Origin of the sequence: Paenibacillus sp. FSL H8-0261, assembly GCF_045040645.1 — a bacterium.
In the GTDB taxonomy this organism is placed as follows: domain Bacteria; phylum Bacillota; class Bacilli; order Paenibacillales; family Paenibacillaceae; genus Paenibacillus_AQ.
In genome coordinates this window covers 6,746,897-6,769,646 of record NZ_CP150297.1, presented here as the reverse complement: position 1 = coordinate 6,769,646, position 22,750 = coordinate 6,746,897, and the positions used below count along the sequence as shown (strand labels likewise).

Sequence of the window (22,750 nt, the reverse complement as noted above, 5' to 3'; positions counted from 1 at the left end):
GTTATGTCTTCACTCCATCCACGCGCATTCGATAACCATAGCCCCAAACGGTTTCAAGAGGCAGGTCTTCCATTTTACGACGAAGTCTTTTGACTAAATCGTCAATTGCCCGATCGCTACCGAAATAGTCATCCCCCCACACTAATGTTAACAACTCATTGCGAGAAAAAGCTCGATTCGGTTGCGCTGCTAAGGTATGAAGCAATGAAAATTCCTTCACCGTCATTTCAATTTCTTTAGACCTCCAGTAAACCAGACGACTATCTAATACTAGACGAAGCTCATCGATGATGAGGTTGTTTGATTTAGAAGAGACTATACTCTGTTCTGATCTTTCTGTAAGGCAGTTAAGCCGATGGAATAAACGATTTACTCGTGCGACCAGCTCACGTGGGCTGAAAGGCTTAGTTAAATAATCATCGCTTCCAAGCTCAAGTCCAAGTATCTTATCTACTTCCTCATCACGAGCAGAGATCATAATAATAGGAACTTCGGCTTCCTTACGAATTTGTTTGCAGAATTCATAGCCATTCATACCTGGAAGCATGATGTCTAGAATCCACATATCCGGGCGCTCTGTGTTCCATAACATGAGCGCTTCTTCTGCTGAACCTAACGATAGGGTGCTATAGCCTTCCTTCTGTAAATAATTCTCAACGATATCTCTTATATGACAATCATCTTCAACGATTGCGATTTGATAGTTCTTCATCAACAGACCTCCTGACCAATACATCTATTATTCTAACAAACTTGTCCTTTCAAGCGGGCTTTTCCATACTTTTTCCACAATTGCTCCAAATTAATACCGAAGCTGATCTATAGAATAGTTATTTGTACGGTAAACATGTTGCTTGTATGGAACAAGCTCGAAAGGAGGTTGAGGCTGTGAGAATTTCATATTTGGCTCGCAAGGAGATTCTTGTGGCGTTCTGCTTTCTTGCTCCGAGTTTGATCGGGTTTGCGCTATTTTATTTGATTCCGTTTGGTCAAAGTGTTGTATTTTCATTTGAGAATCCAAGTGGTGAGGCAGGGTTATCGTTTGCCAATTATCAGAGCCTATTAGCTAGCTCGTCCTTTCAAAAGGCGGCAGGGAATACATTCTGGTTCACAATAATTGGTGTTCCGATCCTTATTCTGTTGTCACTTGCTCTTGCCATGCTGCTTAACAAACGAGTCTACCTTCGGAATTGGCTGCGTACCTCTTATGTACTGCCACTGGTTGTTCCAGTAGCATCAATTGTGCTCGTATGGCAGATCCTATTCGACTGGAATGGTTTTTTCAATCATGCATTAGAGTGGATTGGAATGGAGCGGATCGATTGGATGAAATCAGAATGGGCGCAAGGGGTCATTATTTTTATCTATGTATGGAAAAACATTGGCTATAATGTGGTTCTATTCTTGGCTGGACTGCAAAATATCCCAGATCAATATTATGAGATAGCAAACCTGGAAGGTGCAAGCTGGGCTCGTAAGCACCAGATCACCTTGATTTATTTAATACCGACAGGATTTTTAGTGATGCTGATGTCAATTCTGAACTCATTTAAGGTATTTCGGGAAATCTATTTAGTTGCGGGTGACTATCCACATGACAGTATCTATATGCTTCAGCACTATATGAACAATATGTTCTTATCGCTCGATATTCAGAAGCTGTCGGCTGCAGCTTTCTTAATGGTGCTCTGCATTTTAGTCATTGTGTTGATGCTCTTCCGAGTTGAACATAAGTTCCGTTCATTTATGGAGTAAAGGGAGGGGTGTAGATGAACAAGAAACAGATAAGAACACTGCTACTTACTATTTTCTTAGCCGTAATCGCGTTGGTAATGCTATTTCCAGTTGTGCTCACAATGGTAAGCTCCTTGATGACGGAGAAGGAAATTATGCTGAATTACGGCATGTTAGGTAATACACAGATGAATGACTTTGTGAATTTGAAGCTGGTTCCAGATTGGGTTTCGCTGGAGCAATTTTATAAGGTGCTTATTTCAACCTCGCAATTTCTTCGTATGTTTTGGAATTCTGTATTTATGGTGTTTCCAATCATTATAGGCCAGGTCGTGGTGGCAACATTAGCGGCATTTGCATTTGCCAAGCTGCGATTTCCTGGCAGAGAGCCTTTATTTATTGTGTATCTGATCACGATGCTCATGCCGTTCCAGGTCACGCTTGTGCCGAACTATATCATGTCCGATCGACTAGGGCTGATTAATAGTCCAAGTTCCATTATTTTACCAGGGATATTTGCGGCGTTTGGTGTGTTCCTGCTCAGACAATTTATGCTCCAAATTCCAACGGCATATATGGAAGCAGCCCAAATGGATGGGGCGGGCTATTTTCGATCCTTTATCAGGATTGTCCTGCCTATGGTGAAACCCGGCATGGCAGCGCTTGTTGTTCTGCTGTTTGCAGATTACTGGAATATGGTGGAGCAGCCCCTGATCTTTCTGCAGGATGCCAATTTGCAGCCCTTGTCCATTTTTCTATCTCGTCTACAGGAAGATGCGCTTGGGGTATCCTTTGCGGCTGCGGTCTTGTATATGACGCCTATGATTCTCTTGTTTCTTTTGGCGGAACGGTATTTTATTGAGGGCATAGAGCTTTCTGGAATTAAAGGATAGGGGAAATGAGATGACAAGCACATCTAAGCGACAACGATTAACGGCTGCTTTGTTTGTATTGTTCTTTGCGATATTGGCTGGTTTGACTTTCTTTAGCAGCACACTCGAAACGATGACGCTGCCCAAAGTAGTTACGGAGAAACTTACCTCGAAATCATTAGTTCATCAGGTTAGAGGGAGTGGAGTCTTAACACCTCGAAAGCAGGTGGATTTATTGAATGAGGCTGGCTCTAAAATTGTGAAGGTTCATGTAAAAGAGAATGCTGAGGTTAAGAAGGGTCAAAAGCTCGTGACATTCGACAGCTCAGATCAGGATGATCAGATAGACCAAGAGGAAACGGCGCTTAAGAAACAAAAGCTAAATCGGGAGATTCTTGAGGAGGATATGCTCAATGCATTGATAGGTGGTGATGAGCAAGTGATTGCCAAGGCTGAGCGAGCTCTTGAGCTGGATAATATGGATCTTGAACTGGCGCAAAAAAAATTGAATAAGCTGCGTAAAGAAAAAGTGGATAAACAAACGCTGACAGCCCCTTTTGATGGCAAAATCACAAAGATTACAGCAGAGGATAGCATGGCTGCTTCACAAGGGGGGACAATCCTGACCTTACTGGATAGTGGCAAGGGCTTCGAATTTTCATTTGCTATCGAGTCGGATAATACGGCATTATTCGAGATTGGATCTAAGGTTTCTGTTCGATTGGCGAAAGACAATACACTGGTTAACGGTGTAATTGAAGAGATTAAAGCTGCATCCCAAGAGAGCAGTGAAGAAGATTCATCCGATAAATCCAGTTATCAGGTTGTCGTTTCTGTCTCCGATGATGGTATTAAAGGCGGCGAACAAGTCAGTCTAGATATAAAGAAGGAGTCAAATGAAAAAGGTTATGTGTTACCAAAAAAATGGGTTCATAAAGATACAACAGGGAGCTATGTCTTTGTAGTTGAGGAGAAGAAAAGCTCACTCGGCAATACGTTTAATGCACGCAAGGCTTACATTATAACAGGTGATTCAACAGAGGATGAGGTTGTAGCTGTGAGCGGGTTAAGTCCTGATGATGAGATCATTATTGAATCAAGTGAACCATTACAAGAAGGTAATAGAATCCGAGTATATTGAAGGGGATGAATGAATTTGAATAGAAGATGGGTATTGGCCTTATTAGCAATGATAGTCGTATTATCGGGATGCTCTAGCAGCAGCGTGGGATCAGGTACAGAAGGAACATCTAATGAACAATCAGGTCAGGATGGCAAGAAGATTGAGATTGCGACTATGGCGGTAACTCCTTATTTAGAGGAGGCGGTTAAGCAATACAAAAAAATTCGTCCAGATATACAAATTGATATCAAAGAGTATCTAGCTAGACCCCAAACGAATGAAGATGGAATGAGTCAATCAGGAGAAGCATTCTCAAAGGGCGATGTTGAGAAGTATATACAAACAGTGAGCACACAGATGATGTCTGGCAAAGGGGCGGACATGATCGTAATGAACGATCTACCACAGGACAAATATGTCGCCAAGAACATGCTGACTAATTTCTATGATCTGATGGATAAGGATGCTGACTTTGATCGAAATCAGTACTATCAGAATATTTTTGAGGGCTCCCAAGATGGTAATGGTTTGTATGCAATGCCATTCTCATTTGTCATCGACGCGCTAACTGGGAATACAGAGTTGTTAGAACAAGCTAACATTAAAATCGATGATCAGACATGGACATGGGATGAGTTTAAAGATATTTCCAAGAAGCTTAAGGGAAAAGTTGGTGAGGATTATTTCGCATTTGTTAATCTATTCCCGATTCAAATGTTAGCGGAGTATATAGAAGCTAATTATGATAAGCTCATTGATCAAGGTCAAGCGAATTTCGATTCCGATCTGTTTCGAGATATGATGAAGCAAATCAAATCGATGTATGATGAGGGCGTACTTAGTAATGATTTTACGTACGACTATACCAAAACCTTGTTCAACAATGCTAACCTTTTCGATCCAATAGGAGGCCTGTCCCAAGTCCTTGATCCAAAGCTTAAAATATATCAAAAGCCAACAGTAAATGGAAAATATAGTGGAACTTCATTTAAGTCATATTTCACTTTAGGTATTAACAGCAAATCTAAGGTTCAAGATGAAGCTTGGAACTTTATTAAGTTCATGCTTTCCGAGGAAATGCAATCTTCATCAGTCGTACAAGGGTTTGCGATGCATAAGGGAGCTGTGGAGAAACAGCTTAATGATGCTAAGCAGCAGGCAGTAGCGGGAACACTACCTCTTCTAGAACAGAAGTTTGATACTGAGACTGTAGAAAGCAAAATCCAAGAATTACATCAGCTTCTAGATGGTGCAAGCAGGAATTTATCTAGTGATCATAAGGTCGTTTCAATTGCAATTGAAGAGTTTGATTCATATATGAGTGGTCAGAAAACCGCTGAAGACGTCAGCAAGCTGATTCAAAACCGAGTCAACACTTACATTAACGAGTAAATAGGTCCTATTCGTAAGGCGTTTAATCATTTAACGGTGATTGAACGTCTTTTGTTTATTTTGCAGGAATCATCCCATTTGTCGTTGAATATATCCCGGTAACCGTATTGCGTATTCAAGATACGCAGCCACAGGAGGAGAACAACCTTGAAATCGACTACCGTTCAAAGCCTTACGGAAACGTTTAAGCTGGAAGTGCTAGCAGGTGCTAGCTGCATGGATCGTGAAATCACTCGTTCAAAGACGCATAGACCTGGACTTGAGTTTGTGGGTTACTTTGATTTTTTCCCAACGAAGCGGGTGCAAATATTGGGCTGCAAGGAAATCAACTATCTGTTAACCCTAAGCGTTGAAGAGCGTAAGTTACATATTGGTAATATCGTCAACTATCATCCACCATGTTTTATTGTGACGACAGGTCAGCAGGAGATTCCCTATTTAACTCTTTTCTGCGAAGAAGAAGGTATCCCGCTGCTTCGTACGCAGGAAACCACGACAGAGATTATCGCAAAGATTGACACTTATCTGATGAAGGCGCTGGCGCCAGAGCTTTCAATTCATGGGGTGTGTGTAAATGTGTCCGGCATAGGCGTTCTACTCAGGGGCAAGTCGGGGATTGGTAAAAGCGAAACCGCGCATACGCTCATTAGAAGAGGCCATCGGTTTGTAGCAGATGATATCGTGGTGCTGAAGAAGCTGGGACCAGCAACTCTTCTCGGCACACATAACGAGACGACCCGCGAGTTCCTAGCGCTGCGCAGTATCGGTCTGATTAACGTTGTGCGCCAGTACGGGCGTAGAGCCTTTCAGGATGAAACGCGAATTGTGCTCGACATCGAGTTGTCTCCTTGGCGAGAGAATTCTTTGAATAATGAGCTCGAACTTGAACCGAAGTTCACAGACTATCTTGGCGTCCAAATTCCGCATATTGAAATCCAGCTTCAGCCCGGCCGCGACGTAGCCGGCCTAATCGAAGCGGCCGCCAACAACTGGTATCTGAAGCAGCTTGGCTATAGTGCCGTTGAAGAGTTCATGCAAAGGATCGAAGACAAGCAATGAAGGGTACCCATAAATTTCTTTATAGGTAAACAGGCCGCAGAAGAGCTCTGGGGTCTGTTTTTTAACTAAATTTTGCCCTTTGATGCGTGATTGGCTGGGCATAGGCTATAAATGGTATAATTTCTAATAGGTATTTTGAGTGATCGTTAATAGGAGGTATTAATGATGAGTGATGAGCTATTGGAAAAATTGGATGCGTGGCATGAAGAGGACGAATTTCAAGAAATCGTGGATGCAATAACGGAAATTCCTGAAGAGGAAAGAGATTATGTTCTAACTAGTCATTTGGGCAGAGCGCTTAATAATCTCGGGCAATATGAAGAAGCTTTAGAGCAGTATTTGAGCATTGAAGAAGAGGGCGAAGGTGACCCACTCTGGCATTACCGTATCGGAGTTTCCTATTATTATCTCAAGCGGTATGATGAAGCTTTAAAAGCATTTACAATTGCAGACGAGCTAGAGCCTGATGATGAGGACACTTTGGAGTTTTTGGGATGGATCAAACGTAAATTGGCTAAGAAAGCTGCGAAAAAGCCTCTGAATAAACCCGCAAAGAAGCCTATAGTAGCGATCGACTCCACCAATTTTTGGGATGACAGCGAGTATGCGTTCTCAGAATATATCTCTGAACCGCCTACAGATGCAATGATTGCTTCAGTAGAAGAAGAGCTGGTTTTTAAGCTGCCAAAATACTACGTTGAAATGATGAAGCTACATAATGGGGGAATTCCTCATAACACTCGGTACCCAATTCCGGGAACAGAAGAATTTATTACGATTTCAGGGATCCTTGGAATTGGACGAGATAAGAATAAGTCGCTGTGTGGAGCTTCAGGCAGCCGGACTGTGATTGAAAATGGACGTTATCCTGAGGTTGGTGTGGTGATTTGTGATTGTCCTTCTGAGAATGAAGTAATCATGCTGGATTACCGCGAGTTTGGAAATGATGGCGAACCCGAGGTTATTCATGTTGATCGTGATAACAAATACAAGATCACACGCTTGGCTGACAATTTTGAGTCCTTTATCGGCGGACTGGTGAAATAGTGGATTCGGCGATTTAGCTGAATGTGGGGCTGATAAATCAGCCAAATAAACGACCGAAAAAAACAGAGCAACGGTTCTCCTATAATGGAGGCTGCTGCTCTGTTTTTTAATCTGCTCAATTGTCACTATTAAACACCTTGGACTGAAGCACATCGAGTGCTCGGTTGATTTCTTCTAGTTCTTCAGTAGAAGAATCCTTGATCCGGTCCAGGAAACGTTCGCCGATCTGCCCAAAAGCTTTGTTCATCATCGCTTGTCCAGCGTCAGACAACCGAATCATTTGTTTACGCCGATCTTCTGCGACATCCAGCTTTTCGCAAAGATTCTTTTCTGTTAATTTCTTGAGCTCACGGCTCGTGTTCGGCATAGAGATATTCTTACAATCACTAATTTGACTGAGAGTAACAGGCTGGCTGACCGCAATATACTCCAGAATACTATATTGAACGGGCGTAATACCTTCCGGTCTAACATCTTTGGTTAAGTCGAATGTTACTTCATGGACTGCCGTCGTAAAGGTCACTAATTTATGAAAAAACGCTTCTTTGTCCATAACGATCACCTCTTAGTGTAAACTTTAACAAAATAATTATCATAATACAATTATCATTTGACAACTAAATGAAGGTTATGATACGATTTTGTTATCAAATGATAATTAAAGAGGTGGAGCAATGAACGTTTTAGTCATCTATACTCATCCGAATCATAAAAGTTTAAGTTATGCTTTTCTCAATAAGGTCATTCAAGGAAGTAATGAAAATCGAACGATCACGAACATCGAGGTGCTTGATCTATATGAAGAGGAATTTGATCCGGTGCTGGTCTTTAACGAAAATAAACGTAGAAGAGACATGCATATCGATCCCAAGTTTGAGAAATATCGTGAGCAGATTCGTCAGGCCGACAAAATTGTGTTTGTGTATCCGATCTGGTGGGGCCGGCCTCCCGCCATGCTACTCGGTTATATTGATCAAATGTTTGCCTCTAATTTTGCTTATAGAGAAAAGGGCGGTCTTATCCCGGAGGGGCTGCTGAAAGGGAAGTCAGTAGTTTGTATTTCCAGCATGAAGGGGCCAACCCTTTATCCTTTATATTGGTTAAACAATTCCCATAAGGTACTGATGAGAAAAGCATTATTTCAATATTGCGGTATGAAAAAAGTGAAGTTTTTCGAGTTTGGGAATATGGAGAGTCCAAAAGGTAAACATGACAAAAAGCTAAATCAGGTCTACCAATATTTTAAATCTGTAGCTAATTGATGCCTCAAAGATAATAGCTCGATGATCATTTGGACTCGTTATAAAGATAGGCGACATAATCCTGCAGCACTGAGGTGTGGTCCATTTGTCGCAGCATAGTCCCGATATTTCCACGGTGATAGCTGCCATGGTTTACGATGTGGAAGATAGCCCCGGAAATGGATGTCTCAAGTGATCCCATAGTTGGATGATCTAACACAACGGTGGGGTCCTTATCTATTTGACTAGCCAGCACCATTTTATTTTTGCTGGTTAGCTCACGATAGAGGACATCCATTTCTTCAATATCTTTTATAGCTAATAAGGGCTCTAATTGGGCAGCTGATGCTTTAGCTTCATTCCTAGTTCGCCCTACAATCAAGTCAAACCAAATGTTCTCCACGACATAAATATGCGTCACAACCTTCGCTACCGAAGAAAAACCGCTCTGGATATCCTTATGATAAATGTCTTTAGGCAACTCCTTTAAGCGATGGATGATCGTTTGATTAGCCCATACATTGTAGTCATACATTTCTAACGTCGGATGTTTCTCCATGAGTTTCTCCCCCTAAGATTATAGATGCTTTAATTATACCCATTCCAAAAATGTTCGGTACAATTTAGAGATGTATATTATAGGATCCTTTGTCCAAAATAAACCAAAATACAGACGACAGCGATAAAGCAGAGGAGTAACCAATTCGCTAGCTTCATTCCCATCTAAACCGTACCTGCCTTGATCATTGTTAAGTCCTCGCCGCTTACTTGTTTGATTAAATTCATTACCTTATAGGCTCCTCTGCCGTTCTCATAAGGCTTCATCTTATCATTGTAAGTAGAGCGGTTCTCGTATAGCGTCATGATCGAATGAACAAAGGTTTGATTAGTCATCTCTTCTTCAAGTAACATTTCAGCGAGTCCAGTTTGTTGAAAATACTGCGCTTGGGCAAGTTGACCAGAGCGGCTGCCACCATTCGTGTGGGGAATTAATAACATTGGCTTTTGCATAGAAAGAAGCTCCATCATAGAATTTGAGCCTGCACGGGATACGACAACATCCGCCATAGCTAATAAATGCGGCAGCTCACAGCTTGTAATGAATTCATACGATTTGTAGCCTGACATCGAGAGGTGATAATCAACCTTTCCCTCCCCGCAAATATGAACCACTTGAAATTTATTTATCAACTCAGCGAGTACATTGTTCACCATTTGGTTAATGCTGTGTGCCCCTTGGCTTCCTCCCATAATAAGAAGAACAGGCTTAGCAGAGGTGAATCCGCAAAAGGCTAAACCACGTTGTTTATCAGCTAATTTGAATTGCTCCTTCAAGAGCGGTCCCGCATGAACGGCCTTGAGAGAAGCAGATTTGGTTACAGTATCCAGAAAATTTGTACACAGATGAGTGGCAAACGGAAGTGATATTTTGTTAGCTAGTCCAAGATTTAAGTCTGGTTCATAAATAATGATGGGCACTTTGTTAAGTTTGGCTCCAATCACGACCGGTACAGAAACAAATCCACCTTTAGAAAAAATCACACTTGGTTTGATGGTTCGTAGGAGTCGGTAAGATTGAAAGATGCCCTTCATGATTTTGAATACATCGGTCACATTCTTCCAATCGAAATAGCGTCTCAATTTCCCTGTGGAAATGGGATGGTAGGTCACTTCCTCCTTGTAGTCAGACAAAAGCTTACGCTCAATTCCTTGTTCGGAGCCTATATAATGGACGTCCCAATCCTCTGCTAAACACTTAGGGATCAACACGAGGTTGCCGGATACATGTCCAGCGGAGCCTCCACCTGTAAATACGATCGAGGTACTCATGCTAGAAACCCACCTTGTTGTAACATTTCTTTTATCGCAGGTTTGCTCATCAACACATGATTCGAATCATAGCTCTGGAAGTCCACAGGCGGGCAAGAGGCATAGGCTTCTTGTAAACCTTCTATAGGAAAAGGAGGAAGAATCACATAATAGTGATCATCCAGATGAATAGAAGAAGCACTCTCAAATTCCGATATCAGGGCCTCACTTAAGCTTTCACCGGGACGTATCCCCGTTTCCTTGATTTGGATCGTGCTAGTTGATAAGTCGTCAATTAAGACCTGGGCAAGATCCTTAATGCTGCAAGCAGGCATTTTGGTCACAAAGACTTCTCCGCCTCTGCTTTCTTCTGTTGCTTTAAGGAGTAGGGTAATTGCATCATCTATGGTTAAGAAAAAACGAGTCATTCTAGCATCTGTAAGGGAAATGTCTACTCCATCCACAATACTTTGTTTGAAAATAGGCACCACGCTACCCGTTGAGCCAAGTACATTGCCACTTCTCACACATACAAACTGAGTTTTGGTTTGTCTGAGATTGGCATGGACCATTAGCTTTTCACCGAGTGATTTTGTCATTCCGTAGGTGCTCGATGGTTGCGCTGCTTTATCGGTTGAGACATAGACTACTTTTTTTACGCCATGTTTAATAGCGGCTTGAATCACATGCTGAGTTCCGAGTACGTTAGTCTTCATCGCACTGTCTGGTTGTTGTTCGCAGATCGGAACATGCTTCAAGGCCGCTAAATGATAGATATAATCTACCTGATGGCAAGCTTGCATCAGTTCTTGCTTATCACGTATATCACCGATGATGAACGTTAGTTTGGGATTATGATGATATTCCTGTTGTAGTTCTACTTGAAGTGACTCATTGCGGGAAAATATTCTGATTTCTTTTGGGTCTCTTTCCAATAACCGTTTTACGAGTTGTCGTCCCCAAGATCCGGTTCCACCGGTAATTAATATGGTTGTATTTTGCACGGTTTGTTCCTCCTATGATCTTAGCTACACAATAATCATAGTGTTCATATGTTACGTGAATATGGCAAAGCGAAAGCTCTCAAAATCAAAAAAAGGTTAAAGAACCCTTATAACAGGTCCCTTAACCCTTCATTTAACTTCTAATAGCCATCGGTTTGTTTACCGGATTGCTCTGCAATTTCCGCGCCTTCTCGATTATCTGAAGTACCTAGATGCTTGTGGTCGGCTTTGGCTTGAGCAAGACCTTCAGCCACTCGACGACCGTAGTCTGGATCAGCTTTTGTGAAGTGTTCGATCATATTATTTTGAATTACAGGCGCACATATTTTCAGTGCATCGACCAGGTTATGAATCAATTCATCCCGTTCCCAATCCTCGAACTTGCGATAGGTATCTCCAGCTTGCCCGAAGTCATTTGTACGATTGATTTTCTCGCGAACTAGTCTGTCATTATACATCGGTTGATGGTCTTTGCCAGAAGGAGCTGCCTCCTTTAACCCGCCAAGCGAGGAAGGTTCGTAATTCACATGTGGGTTTTGCTCAGGCGCCTTATCCACATGATAAGTCATTTGCCCATCCCGCTGATTCGTCGCTACCCTTGTCTTTGGAGCATTGATCGGTAATTGAATGTAGTTGGCGCCCACCCGGTGCCGCTGAGTATCCGAATAGGAGAACGTCCGGCCTTGCAGCAGCTTGTCATCCGAGAAATCCAGACCGTCTACTAGAACTCCAGTCCCGAAAGCGACCTGTTCGACCTCGGCAAAATAATTGTCTGGGTTTCGATCCAGAACCATCTTCCCTACAGGTAAAAATGGAAAACGTTCATGATCCCAAAGCTTAGTAGGATCGAGTGGATCAAAATCGAGCTCAGGATGCTCATCGTCACTCAGGATTTGCACACAAAGCTCCCATTCAGGGTAATCCTTGCGCGCAATAGCCTCATATAGATCCTGCGTAGCATGGCTGACGTTTTTGGCTTGTATATCCTCAGCGGCTTGCTGAGTTAGATTCTTAATGCCATGTTTCAGCGGCTCCCAATGGTATTTGATTAAGACGGCTTCGCCGTTTTCATTCACCCATTTATAGGTATTAACTCCAGACCCCTGCATCTGCCGATAGTTGGCTGGAATCCCCCAAGGAGAGAACAGGAATGTAATCATATGAGTAGCTTCAGGAGAGTTCGATACGAAATCAAACATCCGCTCTGGGTTTTGCAGATTGGTCACGGGATCTGGCTTGAAAGCATGAACCATGTCAGGAAATTTCAGCGGATCACGGATAAAGAAAATCTTCAGATTGTTTCCGACCAAGTCCCAGTTTCCATCCTCTGTATAGAACTTTGTGGCGAAGCCACGTGGATCACGAAAGGTCTCCGGAGAGTACATGCCATGAACCACTGTTGAAAACCTTACGAATACAGGTGTTTTTTTGCCTGCTTCTTGAAAAAGCTTAGCCCGCGTATACTTCGAGACGGGTTCATCGCCTACTTTTCCATAAGCTTCAAAATACCCGTGGGCTCCTGCACCCCTAGCATGCACAACACGTTCCGGAATACGCTCTCGATCAAAATGAGATATTTTCTCGATAAAGTGGTAGTTTTCGAGCGTCGATGGCCCCCGATTCCCTACCGTTCGTATATTTTGATTATCTGTAATGGGATGACCTTGTCGATCCGTTAAAATCATATCTTCTTTTTCCTTATCCATATGGCAAAGCTCCACCTCTTTTCAGATATGAATAGTATTTTCTACCAGAATTCTGAAAAGTATGCGAAACCCACTGACAAGAGATGTTATGAAAGTTACAATTTTTATTGGCATTTGAAATAATGACTGTTATATTTGAAAATACTATGTGTTATAAGCTTAGCAACTTGGTATCGACAGAATGGAGAGGCGGAATTACATGCAACAATTTTTAGATAGTATGATTAGCGTAACAAATGATTTTTTGTGGTCGAAAATATTGGTGATCCTTCTTATTGCTTGTGGACTTTATTTCACCGTAAGATCGAAATTTGTACAGTTTGGTATGTTCAAAGAAATGTTTCGGGTTCTTAAAGGATCCAATGAAAGGTCAAAAGATAGTATTTCATCCTTCCAGGCCTTCTGCATTAGTATGGCGGCGAGGGTAGGGACAGGTAATATAACGGGAATCGCAATTGCTATTGCCATAGGTGGTCCAGGGGCTATTTTCTGGATGTGGGTGATTGCCATTATTGGATCAGCGTCCGGTTTTATAGAAAGCACTTTGGCACAGGTATATAAAGTGAAGGATAAGACCGGATTTCGCGGTGGGCCTGCCTATTATATGGAGAAAGGCCTGAACAAGCGCTGGATGGGTGCGATATTCGCGGTTCTGATTACATTATCCTTCGGGCTTGTATTTAACGCGGTCCAATCGAATACGGTCACAGTGGCCTTTGAGAATTCATTTGGCACCAATCGGGCCATTCTTGGGCTTGTAATGGCTGCTGCCTTTGCACTGGTTATCTTTGGCGGTGTTAAGCGTATCGCAAGAATGTCCGAATATATTGTAGTGGTAATGGCAGGAATCTACATTGGGGCTGCTCTTATTATTATGCTGATTAATATTACAGAACTCCCAGGAGTTTTCGCACTCATTGTGAAAAGTGCCTTCGGATTTGAACAAGTCGCTGGTGGCTCTCTTGGTGCAGTAATTCTACAGGGCGTGAAGCGTGGTTTGTTCTCTAACGAAGCGGGTATGGGTAGTGCGCCTAATGCTGCGGCAACGGCAACTACGAGTCATCCGGTGAAGCAAGGGCTAATGCAAGCGCTAGGCGTACTCACAGATACGTTACTTATTTGTTCGAGTACGGCGTTCATTATCTTGTTGTCTGATGCCTATAAGCAGCCAGGGCTGGACGGAATCAAGCTGACACAAGCCGCATTAAGCGAGCATATTGGTTCGTGGGCATCCGGATCACTAGCGATTATGATTTTTTTGTTTGCTTTCAGCACGTTAATTGGAAATTATTATTACGGTGAAACCAATATAGAATTTTTGAATTCCAACAAAAAGGTATTACTATTCTATAGATACAGTGTTTTGGCAATGATTATTTTTGGTTCCGTAGCAAAGGTTCAATTGGTATGGGATTTGGCCGACTTATTTATGGGCTTCATGGTTATCGTGAATTTGATTGCCATCCTGCTATTATCTAAAGTGGCCTTTGCCGCCTTGAAGGATTATAAAAAGCAGAAACGTGAAGGGAAGGATCCTGTTTTCTATAAAGACAGCATTCCGGGGCTCGAGAACGTTGAAGGTTGGGACAATTCTTCAGATATAAAAAGATAGAAATGTATTTGAAGGGCTCAGGAGACTGAGCTCTTTTTGCTGTCAGATTACAAAAACGAGCCTTTAGAATTGCTTCTAAGGCTCGTTTTGCGTACAGTATTTTAAATTAGTCCTGCTTAATATAGTTTATCCTGCAGCCCAAACATCTAATTCAATTTTCAATTCAGGTAAACCTAATCCTTTAACATAAGCAATGGTCATTGAAGGAGGCGTCATCCCGAATACTTTATTCCAAATTCCATAGAAATGATCCCAATCGATTTCTTCTGTGGCCCAAATGTTGATTTTGATTACGTTATCGGGAGTCAACTTTTGAGAAGAGAGGACTTCCACAATATTACTCATCGTGTTTGTTACTTGTTGATTAAAATCTGTAGGGATATTACTGTTTTGATCGATTCCAATTTGACCAGAAAATACATACATTTCAGCGTTTCTGCTTATTTTTGTTACATGACTGTAGTTACCAACGGGTTTCGCAATATTTTCTGGATTATATCTTGTGATCACATGATTATTTAAGTTCATTTTTATGAAGTCTCCTTTAAATAGAAGATACATAACGATAGCTAGGTTATATATCTCCACTGTTTTTTAGTTTTAATTTTTGACAGACTTATCCTATCAATCATTAATTCTAGAAAAAAACAGCAGTAGAATACCCAATACCAAAAGATAAATATTTTAGGGATCTCTTTTTCATCAGGTATTCCTCCTTCATATTTAAAGTAAGATAACTTCATCAGAATGATAACATTAATCCATGTGGGACGGCAACTTTGCCTCCTCCGGCACAACATGACAAGGATCTTTTTTTGCTGTATTTTATGAAAACTTCAATGCTTTTTTTGGGAAAAAGTAAAAAGAACTTACATTAACGGATATTATATTGTTATAATTACAAACAGACCGGTTGGTATGTTAGGGGGAATACGTAATTATGGATACAAAATCACTAATGATTGAGAAGGCGACACTCCTTTTTCAACAAAAAGGTTATAAGAGTGTAGGCGTTAGTGAAATTTTAAAAGCTTGTGATGTTACCAAAGGAGCGCTCTATCATCATTTTCCAAATGGAAAAGAAGAGCTATTAATTGCTTGTCTAAAAAGCCTAAAGGAAGCAATAACAATAGATATGGAGGACATTTTCAAAAAGCATTCTTCTACACAAGAGGCCACGCAATTCATGCTTAATAAGTTAATTCACAACTTGGAAACCGAGGGCAAGCTTACAGGCTATACATTTAGCAGTATTGTCAGTGAAATGGCTACGGTCAGTGAGCCTGTTCGCCAAGCATGTAACTCACTTTATGAGAACATTCAGGCTATTTACTACACGAAGCTTGCAACTGAAGGCTTCTCGAATGAACTAGCTTCTGATATTTCTTTACTGATGACAACCTCGATTGAGGGTGCGATCATGCTGTGTCAAACACAGCGATCTACTGCACCTTTAAAGACTATTGCGAAACTATTACCGACAATTTTGAAAGGAAGAACATCATGAATCTAGAAACAAGATTACCGAGAAACGGTAAAGAGGGCGCATTATACGGTGCAATTATTTGTACACTAACCGTTCTGTTTATGTCTTCATTAAATATCATTTTAGCGGTTGGAGAATTTAATGGGGAAGTTGCTTTATCGATCCTTAAGGTGTTTCCGATCATTTGGGTCATTGTTATGATTATAGAGCCTGTTGTTATTGGGCGTATCGCAGAAAAGCTGACAGCTAAATTCACACAACCTAGCGATAGCTTCAACGCCAAAATTCTATTTCGTATTCTTTTCACCGTACTAGGAATGTCATTTGTGATGACCTTTATTGGAGACATCATCGGAAACGGATTGAGTTCTGAAACGTTTAATCACTTCTTAGCGAATTGGCCAAGAAATTTCCTAATTGTACTGATCGCTGAAAGTATAGTGATCCAACCTTTTGCACGATTTGTGATGGTAAAGCTGCATGCTTCTCAGGATAAAAAGAAGTCCAGCGCCGCTGGTATAACTGTAAATGGATTATCGGAACAAAACTCATAACATAAATATGCTCTCAGGCGAAGCGTTTCGTTTGAGAGCTTTTCTATTACCGTATATAATGATATTTTAGTTGAATCATTGAAACCCTCCTATATAACAAAGAAAACTTAACAATGAAAGGTAATATCGAACATGATGATCTATAGTCGTCTTGCCATAATGATGCCCCCATTTCCCTAGCTAGGCTCATATTCTTGTTGTTGTTCGAGGATATAAGCTTGTAGGAGGGCGAATTTAATATGAAAAAATATGCAGCACCATCTTTACTGCTAATGATTGTTCTTGTGGCTTTTCCGCAAATTAGTGAGACGATCTACACTCCATCGTTGCCGGATATTGCGGTAGCACTTGGGGTCTCTAATAGTTCTGTACAGTTAACATTAAGTATATATTTTATCGGATTTGCTTTAGGTGTTTTGTGTTGGGGTTGGCTCTCTGATTTCATCGGACGGAGACCTGCCATGCTGGGTGGCCTCATTGTATATGGTATTGGAAGCTTGATGTGTTTTTACTCGGAATCCATTACTCTACTTCTGGTCAGCCGTTTCATTCAAGCATTTGGAGCAGCAACTGGCTCTATCATTACGCAAACCATTCTTCGGGAGAGTGTATCCGGGAATAAGCGGCATGCCATGTTTGCCCAAATCTCGGCGGTGATCGCTTTTACTCCAGCAGTAGGGCCGCTTATTGGCGGATGGGTGGATCAAGCTTTTGGTTTTCGAGCGGTTTTCTTTACATTAGTGATGATGAGTGTGTTGTTATTTGTGTATGCTTTTTGGAAGCTGCCAGAAACGACTGATGTTTCCGTGAGAAAAAAGGTGGCTATTCTACCTATCGTTAAAAGAATGCTCTCATTGCCACGTGTACTAGTGTTTGGGTTACTGATCGGGGGCATCAATGGAGTTTTATTTAGCTACTATGCGGAAGCACCCTTTATATTTATTGAACACTTTAACATTTCACCGGGAGTATATGGTTTTTTAGGCATTGTTGTGGCTTTGGCATCGATAGTGGGAGCAATGATGTCCAAGAGATTATTGAGTCTCTATGCCGCAGAAAAAATAATTCACATCGGCTGTTTAGTGATGACCAGTGGGGCTTTGCTATTAACAATCGTAAGCAGCCTTGTCTCGTTGCCGAATATGATGTTGATGGTATGCATTCTAATAACCCTTTTTGTCATGTTAATGGGGGCCGGTATCGCTTTACCTAATTGTCTAAGTCTTGCGCTTGTCAATTTTCAGGATGTTGTGGGAACAGCAGGTGCGATCTTCAGTTTGGGATATTACTTATTAGTTAGTTTGGCGACATGGGGAATGAGCGCCCTGCATAATGGTTCATTACTGACGATGCCCATCTATTTCTTAGGGATTAGCGGCGGAATGTGGTTATTAAGTAAAAAGTTTATTGTAGCGGAATAGAATTTACTTCTTAGTTATTTGATTAGAAGGAGATATGGAACGGGGTATCCATAAATGAATGGCAGTCTGGAACTTTTTGAGTTCCGGACTGCTTTTTATTTGTTAGTCTACTTCCGGCACAATGACTTGGATATGACGAGGGAGAACACTTAGCGTAATTGGTAAAATCGGACCTTCTTCACCATCCACATTGGTTCTTACGGCTTCTGGAGAGCTCACAGTCACATTTTGGGTCGTGAAATAGACAACGTCTTTATGATCCTTAAGGCTGCCAAGTAGTAAAGAAATACTGGCTGTAATGGTATTGAGTATACTGAGGTCTTGAATAATAAAACAGTGAAGCAGACCATCGTCAACCGCAGCATCAGGTATCAGATTCTCGAATCCGCCAACGGAGTTGGTTAACACGGCGAGAAAAAGCGGGGAATCGCCTTGCCATGTCTTCTCATCATAATGAATGACAAGAGGGTGGGGGGAAGTGCTTGTAAGTTGTTTTAGGCCTTCTTTCAAATATGCCAATGAGCCGAGCTTGGTTTTCTCTTCGATTGATACGGAGGATAATGATCCGGCGATTGAACCTACAGCAACAACATTTCCGAATAAGCGGTCATTCAAGCAACCAATATCTACTGTCTTTATGTTAGAGGAAGCAAGGGTTTGAATGGCTATTTCGGGATTCAATGGAATCTGTAACGCGCGGGCAAAATCATTAACCGTTCCTAAAGGGACTACACCTAACTTTGGGTGTTGTTTCTGATTCATAAGACCATTAATGGTCTCGTGAAGCGTGCCATCCCCGCCAATGGAGACGACTAGATCGTAACACTCCTCACAGGCAGTGATACAATAACGAGTTGCATCTAGTTCTTTTGCCGTCTCCTTAATCGTAACCAAGTAGCCTTGATCAGCTAGAACTCTTTCTGCATATCTGACATATTCACCAGCTTCTTCTTTACCAGATGAGGGGTTAATAATAATCATAGCTTGCCGCATAGGGATTATCCTCTCTTGTTCAATCTAATAGCCTATTAGATGATTACCCCAAAGTGGTATAGCAGAAATCATAACAACCTAAAAAAAGGTGAGCAAGAACGACCTAAGTCGTCTTACTCACCTCTTTTTAAAAATATAAGAAAGTATAAGTTTCACACGATACTTTCTTATAGTTCTCACTTAAACGCTTGTTAATAGACCTTGTCACCATTAAAAATGGAATTCTTAACGATAACATAATCTACTTTACGAATGGCTTCCAATTTATTGCCTCCAGCATAAGAAATCGAGGACTGAAGATCTTGCTCCATCTCTCTCAACGTTTCTGCTAAAGCACCTTTGTGCTCGACAACAATTTTTTTGCCCTCAACATTCTTCTTTTCACCTTTTTGGTATTCAGAAGCGGAGCCGAAGTACTCTTTATACAGCTTTCCATCGATCTCGATGGTATCACCAGGAGATTCTTCATGCCCAGCAAATAGGGAACCGATCATGACCATGGAAGCACCAAATCTAATGGACTTGGCGATATCACCGTGTGTCCGAATGCCTCCGTCAGCGATAATAGGCTTACTTGCAGCCTTGGCACACAAGCGCAGTGCGGCTAATTGCCAGCCACCTGTTCCGAATCCTGTCTTAATCTTCGTGATACATACTTTCCCTGGTCCAATACCCACTTTAGTAGCGTCGGCCCCAGCGTTCTCTAATTCTCTAACGCCTTCAGGAGTTCCCACGTTTCCAGCAATAACGAAACTAGCAGGTAAATACTGTTTAATATGTTTGATCATTCGAATGACAGCCTCGGAATGACCATGTGCAATATCGATCGTAATGAATTCCGGAATCAACTGTTCGTTAGCTAATTGTTCAACGAAATCGTATTCTTCTTCTTTGACTCCGACACTAATGGATGCGATTAATCCGCGGGTGTGCATGTCCTTGATGAAAGACGTACGCTTCTCCGGTTCAAAACGATGCATAATGTAGAAGTAGCCATTTTGGGCTAAGAAGCTGGCGATTTTCTCATCTATGATGGTTTGCATATTTGCGGGTACCACAGGTAATTTAAAAGTATGACCACCTAAGGTGACTGTTGTATCACACTCAGAACGGCTATTTACGATACATTTTGCAGGAATTAACTGAATATCTTCATAATCGAATACTTTTTTCATTATATACACCTCTAAATGCGAACATTATAGTATTTTGGTTTGATTATTGTTCGTCCACTTTGTAATGTACAGCATTCCGAACAAGAAGTCAAAATTCTAGTACATTATGGTGTAAATTGGACTTAATTATACGACGATTTGGTGTACGGCTTATGACTCATATAGTGAACTGAATGTAGGGACAAGAATATGTATAGATATTAACAAAAGGCCATCCCTATAGGGATGGCCTTTCTTCTATTACATCTGAAAAAGCTTGTAAGCAATATATGCTGCAACGACCCAAATGATAATCGCAGAGAGCTTATTAATGATCAGCATGATTTTGCCGCTTGAATCTATTTGTCCTACGGTCTTTCCTGCTACAGCAAGCCCAAAGAACCAAATCCAAGAAACAAGGATAGTCGAAACGGCGAATGTAACTTTGTCTATGCCCGTGTAACTAAGGGAGCTGGTGCCGATAACCCCAATTGTATCCAGGATCGCGTGTGGATTTAATAAAGAAACGGAAATCGCAAATAAGATCTGTTTTTTTGAAGATAGAGGTGCTGCGTCTTGGGATGAAGAGGTAGGTGTGCTTCTCCAGATGGACCATCCCATATACAAAAGGAATACAAGTCCCACAGCAAATAAAGCGGTCTGCAGAACAGGGATGGCAAACACAAGAACGGAAACACCTAACACGGCTAATAAAATAAGAAGGGTGTCACATAAAGCAGCCGTAATAATAACTGGGATGGCTTTTTTAAACTGTGGCTGTGAGGCACCTTGGTTAAATACAAAAACATTTTGTGCGCCAAGCGGAAGAATTAATCCAAAGGCTAAGGCGATTCCGTGAAGTAGTGCGGCTAACATAGTTGTGTCCTCCGGTGATGAGTAATGCGTTATAAAATTTGCTTTTGAATATGGTGCTCCATATGTTCTAGATAGTCTTGAATTCCTGCGGTAATTTAATCACCCATTCGTTTAATGAATCGATTACGCGCTGTAGGCTGTTCTCCTCACTCATCTTATATCCAACTCCTTTATCTGTAATATCTGGCTAAATAATATGTACTATCATACAATGAGGGCTTTCATTTAAAAAGATGATTAATATAATCTTGTTGTCCCTTAAAAAAGGTAGTAAAGTAACATGATACATACTATTTATGGAAAGAAAGGTTGATATTTTTTGAAAAAAGGAATATTTACAGGTCTTCTTGCGCTCTTGCTGATTACCGCCAGTACGCTATCTTTTAATGTTGTAGAGGCCGCTGGAACAGTAACGAAATTACCTAGCCCCCAATGGAGTCAGCTGAATGTTGTGGGAGCATTAGAAAGCATAGAAGGGGGTCCCGTGGAACTTCCATCATTAAATACAGTGTATCTCCACACTAAGGAAGAGCATGCTACCCAAACTAAAGTATGGTTGGTTGATACGCTGAAATCTTATGATACACAGACAGGGAAGCTAAAGTGGTCAGTTAATTTTGCAGACCCTGGCACAGCGATGTTTCGTGAATCGAAAGATTATTTAGTGGCGCCGGATGGAACGGTATACATAACCTTTACAGATAATCTTTCACCTGACGCAACTCAGATCTATGCGGTGGGACCAGACGGAAAACGGAAATGGAAAGTGAATTTGTCTCAGACAGAGGGATACTTATATAGACTTGATAACGGGAGTTTAGTCTTTGCAACCCAAGGTAACTTTGATAACAATGGGAATTATACCGGGTCACTAACTTTAATTAATAAAAGTGGTACCAAAGTAAAAAATATTTCTTATAAAGGAACGGTATTGGCGCAAGGAAATCGTGTCTTAATTCAAACGAATTACGGTGGTGGGAAAGGCTCACGCATCCAGGCACTCGATTCTTCCTTAAATTCAGTGTTTACATATCAAATGCCAGCCGATTCGTACACTGAAGTGTCTTACAATCACGTACTTTCTGATGGAATAGTATTAGTCCGTGCCAATATACCAAAAACAGGAAATCGGTTGTTCGGATTTAGCTCTAAAGGTAATCTACTGTGGGGGAGAGATATCGCAGGTGATGCTGTCGTATCCTCACTTGGTGATGTTTATGGGGTTTATGCCAATGGCAAGCTGTCTCTATATAATGTCAAAGGATTGGTTAAGTCGGTAGCTCTTAAAGATGTGACAGAATTTTTTATATCGTTGGACCGATTACAGGATGGTAATATTGAGCTTGGCTTCCCAGGTTCCGCCACATATGTTTTAAATCCTAAAACGCTCGCAGTAGATTATGCTTTTAAGCTGAAGGATGATTTTAATTTCAACTATGTAGGCAATGGCGTGGGGTATGTAATGACAGACAATGGATTTTCACGAATTAAGTTTTAATTCCAGAAATCGATTAGGATTGATCAAGGGATGCTGCCCCTAAAGGGATGGTATCTTTTTTTCTATTCTGTAATTACACCCCTAGCATAAATGTCATCCCATCTCATGACCTTTTGTAACTAGTAAGGCCTCAGGGGGTTACACTATAATAAGGGTCTAGTCAGCAGAA

Annotated in this window: 21 protein-coding genes and 1 pseudogene; 12 read left to right on the top strand and 10 right to left on the bottom strand. The window is 41.4% G+C overall.

Annotation, left to right across the window (positions count from 1 at the left end; translation table 11 throughout):
• Position 1: 1 nt before the first annotated feature.
• Positions 2 to 712 carry a response regulator transcription factor gene (locus MHI27_RS30155; protein WP_405175297.1) on the bottom strand — a complete coding sequence of 237 codons (711 nt, stop codon included), beginning with the start codon at positions 710 to 712 and terminating at the stop codon, positions 2 to 4.
• Positions 713 to 858: 146 nt separating this feature from the next.
• On the opposite strand from MHI27_RS30155, the gene MHI27_RS30150 reads away from it, so the two are divergent.
• The 6 genes from MHI27_RS30150 (at position 859) to MHI27_RS30125 (ending at position 7,227) form a co-directional block, all read left to right on the top strand.
• The gene (locus MHI27_RS30150) at positions 859 to 1,755 is read left to right on the top strand and encodes a carbohydrate ABC transporter permease (protein WP_405175296.1); all 897 of its coding nucleotides are present in this window, start codon (positions 859 to 861) and stop codon (positions 1,753 to 1,755) included.
• Positions 1,756 to 1,769: 14 nt separating this feature from the next.
• The gene (locus tag MHI27_RS30145) at positions 1,770 to 2,627 is read left to right on the top strand and encodes a carbohydrate ABC transporter permease (protein ID WP_341146718.1); all 858 of its coding nucleotides are present in this window, start codon (positions 1,770 to 1,772) and stop codon (positions 2,625 to 2,627) included.
• 10 nt (positions 2,628 to 2,637) lie between these two features.
• Complete coding sequence (locus tag MHI27_RS30140) at positions 2,638 to 3,747, top strand: efflux RND transporter periplasmic adaptor subunit (protein ID WP_405175295.1); 1,110 nt, start codon at positions 2,638 to 2,640, stop codon at positions 3,745 to 3,747.
• Positions 3,748 to 3,762: 15 nt separating this feature from the next.
• Positions 3,763 to 5,121 carry an ABC transporter substrate-binding protein gene (locus MHI27_RS30135; RefSeq protein WP_405175294.1) on the top strand — a complete coding sequence of 453 codons (1,359 nt, stop codon included), beginning with the start codon at positions 3,763 to 3,765 and terminating at the stop codon, positions 5,119 to 5,121.
• 147 nt (positions 5,122 to 5,268) lie between these two features.
• A complete protein-coding gene (hprK, locus tag MHI27_RS30130) occupies positions 5,269 to 6,180 on the top strand; it encodes an HPr(Ser) kinase/phosphatase (protein ID WP_405175293.1) in 912 nt (303 codons plus the stop codon).
• Positions 6,181 to 6,345: 165 nt separating this feature from the next.
• Positions 6,346 to 7,227 (top strand): SMI1/KNR4 family protein, encoded by an 882-nt coding sequence (locus MHI27_RS30125; protein ID WP_076284993.1) that lies wholly within the window; start codon positions 6,346 to 6,348, stop codon positions 7,225 to 7,227.
• A 115-nt stretch (positions 7,228 to 7,342) separates the two neighbouring features.
• On the opposite strand, the gene MHI27_RS30120 is transcribed toward MHI27_RS30125, so the two are convergent.
• Positions 7,343 to 7,780, bottom strand: a complete 438-nt coding sequence (locus MHI27_RS30120) for a MarR family winged helix-turn-helix transcriptional regulator (protein ID WP_076284992.1) — start codon at positions 7,778 to 7,780, stop codon at positions 7,343 to 7,345.
• A 121-nt stretch (positions 7,781 to 7,901) separates the two neighbouring features.
• Between MHI27_RS30120 and MHI27_RS30115 the strand changes: the two genes are divergently transcribed.
• Positions 7,902 to 8,489, top strand: coding sequence for an NAD(P)H-dependent oxidoreductase (locus MHI27_RS30115; protein ID WP_076284991.1), 588 nt, complete (start codon positions 7,902 to 7,904; stop codon positions 8,487 to 8,489).
• A gap of 25 nt (positions 8,490 to 8,514) precedes the next feature.
• Here the strand turns inward: MHI27_RS30115 and MHI27_RS30110 are convergent, their stop codons facing one another.
• The 4 genes and pseudogenes from MHI27_RS30110 to MHI27_RS30095 form a co-directional block, all read right to left on the bottom strand.
• Positions 8,515 to 9,027 (bottom strand): DinB family protein, encoded by a 513-nt coding sequence (locus MHI27_RS30110; protein WP_076284990.1) that lies wholly within the window; start codon positions 9,025 to 9,027, stop codon positions 8,515 to 8,517.
• Between the two features lie 164 nt (positions 9,028 to 9,191).
• A complete protein-coding gene (locus MHI27_RS30105; RefSeq protein ID WP_076284989.1) occupies positions 9,192 to 10,298 on the bottom strand; it encodes an undecaprenyldiphospho-muramoylpentapeptide beta-N-acetylglucosaminyltransferase in 1,107 nt (368 codons plus the stop codon).
• On the bottom strand, positions 10,295 to 11,281 hold the full coding sequence (locus MHI27_RS30100) for an SDR family NAD(P)-dependent oxidoreductase (RefSeq protein ID WP_042192925.1): 987 nt from the start codon (positions 11,279 to 11,281) through the stop codon (positions 10,295 to 10,297). The genes MHI27_RS30105 and MHI27_RS30100 overlap by 4 nt, the downstream gene beginning before the upstream one ends.
• 140 nt (positions 11,282 to 11,421) lie before the next feature.
• Positions 11,422 to 12,960 (bottom strand): annotated as a pseudogene (locus MHI27_RS30095) (catalase); the annotation flags it as partial.
• A 226-nt stretch (positions 12,961 to 13,186) separates the two neighbouring features.
• Between MHI27_RS30095 and MHI27_RS30090 the strand changes: the two are divergent.
• Complete coding sequence (locus tag MHI27_RS30090; protein ID WP_076284987.1) at positions 13,187 to 14,599, top strand: sodium:alanine symporter family protein; 1,413 nt, start codon at positions 13,187 to 13,189, stop codon at positions 14,597 to 14,599.
• A 126-nt stretch (positions 14,600 to 14,725) separates the two neighbouring features.
• Here the strand turns inward: MHI27_RS30090 and MHI27_RS30085 are convergent, their stop codons facing one another.
• Positions 14,726 to 15,127 carry a RidA family protein gene (locus tag MHI27_RS30085; RefSeq protein WP_076298049.1) on the bottom strand — a complete coding sequence of 134 codons (402 nt, stop codon included), beginning with the start codon at positions 15,125 to 15,127 and terminating at the stop codon, positions 14,726 to 14,728.
• 412 nt (positions 15,128 to 15,539) lie between these two features.
• Between MHI27_RS30085 and MHI27_RS30080 the strand changes: the two genes are divergently transcribed.
• From MHI27_RS30080 to MHI27_RS30070, 3 genes are all read left to right on the top strand, one after another.
• Positions 15,540 to 16,106: a TetR/AcrR family transcriptional regulator gene (locus MHI27_RS30080; RefSeq protein ID WP_405175292.1), complete on the top strand. Its 567-nt coding sequence runs from the start codon at positions 15,540 to 15,542 to the stop codon at positions 16,104 to 16,106.
• Positions 16,103 to 16,639 carry a DUF2798 domain-containing protein gene (locus tag MHI27_RS30075; protein ID WP_076284984.1) on the top strand — a complete coding sequence of 179 codons (537 nt, stop codon included), beginning with the start codon at positions 16,103 to 16,105 and terminating at the stop codon, positions 16,637 to 16,639. The genes MHI27_RS30080 and MHI27_RS30075 overlap by 4 nt, the downstream gene beginning before the upstream one ends.
• 239 nt (positions 16,640 to 16,878) lie before the next feature.
• A complete protein-coding gene (locus tag MHI27_RS30070; protein ID WP_405175291.1) occupies positions 16,879 to 18,060 on the top strand; it encodes a multidrug effflux MFS transporter in 1,182 nt (393 codons plus the stop codon).
• A gap of 102 nt (positions 18,061 to 18,162) precedes the next feature.
• Here the strand turns inward: MHI27_RS30070 and MHI27_RS30065 are convergent, their stop codons facing one another.
• The 3 genes from MHI27_RS30065 to MHI27_RS30055 all read right to left on the bottom strand — a co-directional run bounded on the left by MHI27_RS30065 (position 18,163) and on the right by MHI27_RS30055 (position 21,083).
• Entirely contained in the window at positions 18,163 to 19,053 is an 891-nt protein-coding gene (locus tag MHI27_RS30065) for a diacylglycerol/lipid kinase family protein (protein ID WP_405175290.1), read from the bottom strand.
• Between the two features lie 191 nt (positions 19,054 to 19,244).
• Positions 19,245 to 20,228, bottom strand: coding sequence for a GMP reductase (gene guaC, locus MHI27_RS30060; protein WP_042192907.1), 984 nt, complete (start codon positions 20,226 to 20,228; stop codon positions 19,245 to 19,247).
• Positions 20,229 to 20,468: 240 nt separating this feature from the next.
• Positions 20,469 to 21,083 carry a LysE/ArgO family amino acid transporter gene (locus tag MHI27_RS30055; RefSeq protein ID WP_405175289.1) on the bottom strand — a complete coding sequence of 205 codons (615 nt, stop codon included), beginning with the start codon at positions 21,081 to 21,083 and terminating at the stop codon, positions 20,469 to 20,471.
• A gap of 319 nt (positions 21,084 to 21,402) precedes the next feature.
• On the opposite strand from MHI27_RS30055, the gene MHI27_RS30050 reads away from it, so the two are divergent.
• Positions 21,403 to 22,581, top strand: a complete 1,179-nt coding sequence (locus MHI27_RS30050; protein WP_405175288.1) for a hypothetical protein — start codon at positions 21,403 to 21,405, stop codon at positions 22,579 to 22,581.
• Positions 22,582 to 22,750 lie beyond the last annotated feature (169 nt).

Coding starts and splice junctions, on each gene's coding strand:
- MHI27_RS30110 (WP_076284990.1), bottom strand. CDS start 9,027: ATGGAGAAACATCCGACGTTAGAAATGTATGACTACAATGTATGGGCT.
- MHI27_RS30085 (WP_076298049.1), bottom strand. CDS start 15,127: ATGAACTTAAATAATCATGTGATCACAAGATATAATCCAGAAAATATT.
- MHI27_RS30140 (WP_405175295.1), top strand. CDS start 2,638: ATGACAAGCACATCTAAGCGACAACGATTAACGGCTGCTTTGTTTGTA.
- MHI27_RS30120 (WP_076284992.1), bottom strand. CDS start 7,780: ATGGACAAAGAAGCGTTTTTTCATAAATTAGTGACCTTTACGACGGCA.
- MHI27_RS30105 (WP_076284989.1), bottom strand. CDS start 10,298: ATGAGTACCTCGATCGTATTTACAGGTGGAGGCTCCGCTGGACATGTA.
- MHI27_RS30075 (WP_076284984.1), top strand. CDS start 16,103: ATGAATCTAGAAACAAGATTACCGAGAAACGGTAAAGAGGGCGCATTA.
- MHI27_RS30155 (WP_405175297.1), bottom strand. CDS start 712: ATGAAGAACTATCAAATCGCAATCGTTGAAGATGATTGTCATATAAGA.
- MHI27_RS30070 (WP_405175291.1), top strand. CDS start 16,879: ATGAAAAAATATGCAGCACCATCTTTACTGCTAATGATTGTTCTTGTG.
- MHI27_RS30125 (WP_076284993.1), top strand. CDS start 6,346: ATGAGTGATGAGCTATTGGAAAAATTGGATGCGTGGCATGAAGAGGAC.
- MHI27_RS30065 (WP_405175290.1), bottom strand. CDS start 19,053: ATGCGGCAAGCTATGATTATTATTAACCCCTCATCTGGTAAAGAAGAA.
- MHI27_RS30115 (WP_076284991.1), top strand. CDS start 7,902: ATGAACGTTTTAGTCATCTATACTCATCCGAATCATAAAAGTTTAAGT.
- MHI27_RS30090 (WP_076284987.1), top strand. CDS start 13,187: ATGCAACAATTTTTAGATAGTATGATTAGCGTAACAAATGATTTTTTG.
- MHI27_RS30145 (WP_341146718.1), top strand. CDS start 1,770: ATGAACAAGAAACAGATAAGAACACTGCTACTTACTATTTTCTTAGCC.
- MHI27_RS30080 (WP_405175292.1), top strand. CDS start 15,540: ATGGATACAAAATCACTAATGATTGAGAAGGCGACACTCCTTTTTCAA.
- guaC (WP_042192907.1), bottom strand. CDS start 20,228: ATGAAAAAAGTATTCGATTATGAAGATATTCAGTTAATTCCTGCAAAA.
- MHI27_RS30150 (WP_405175296.1), top strand. CDS start 859: ATGGAACAAGCTCGAAAGGAGGTTGAGGCTGTGAGAATTTCATATTTG.
- MHI27_RS30055 (WP_405175289.1), bottom strand. CDS start 21,083: ATGTTAGCCGCACTACTTCACGGAATCGCCTTAGCCTTTGGATTAATT.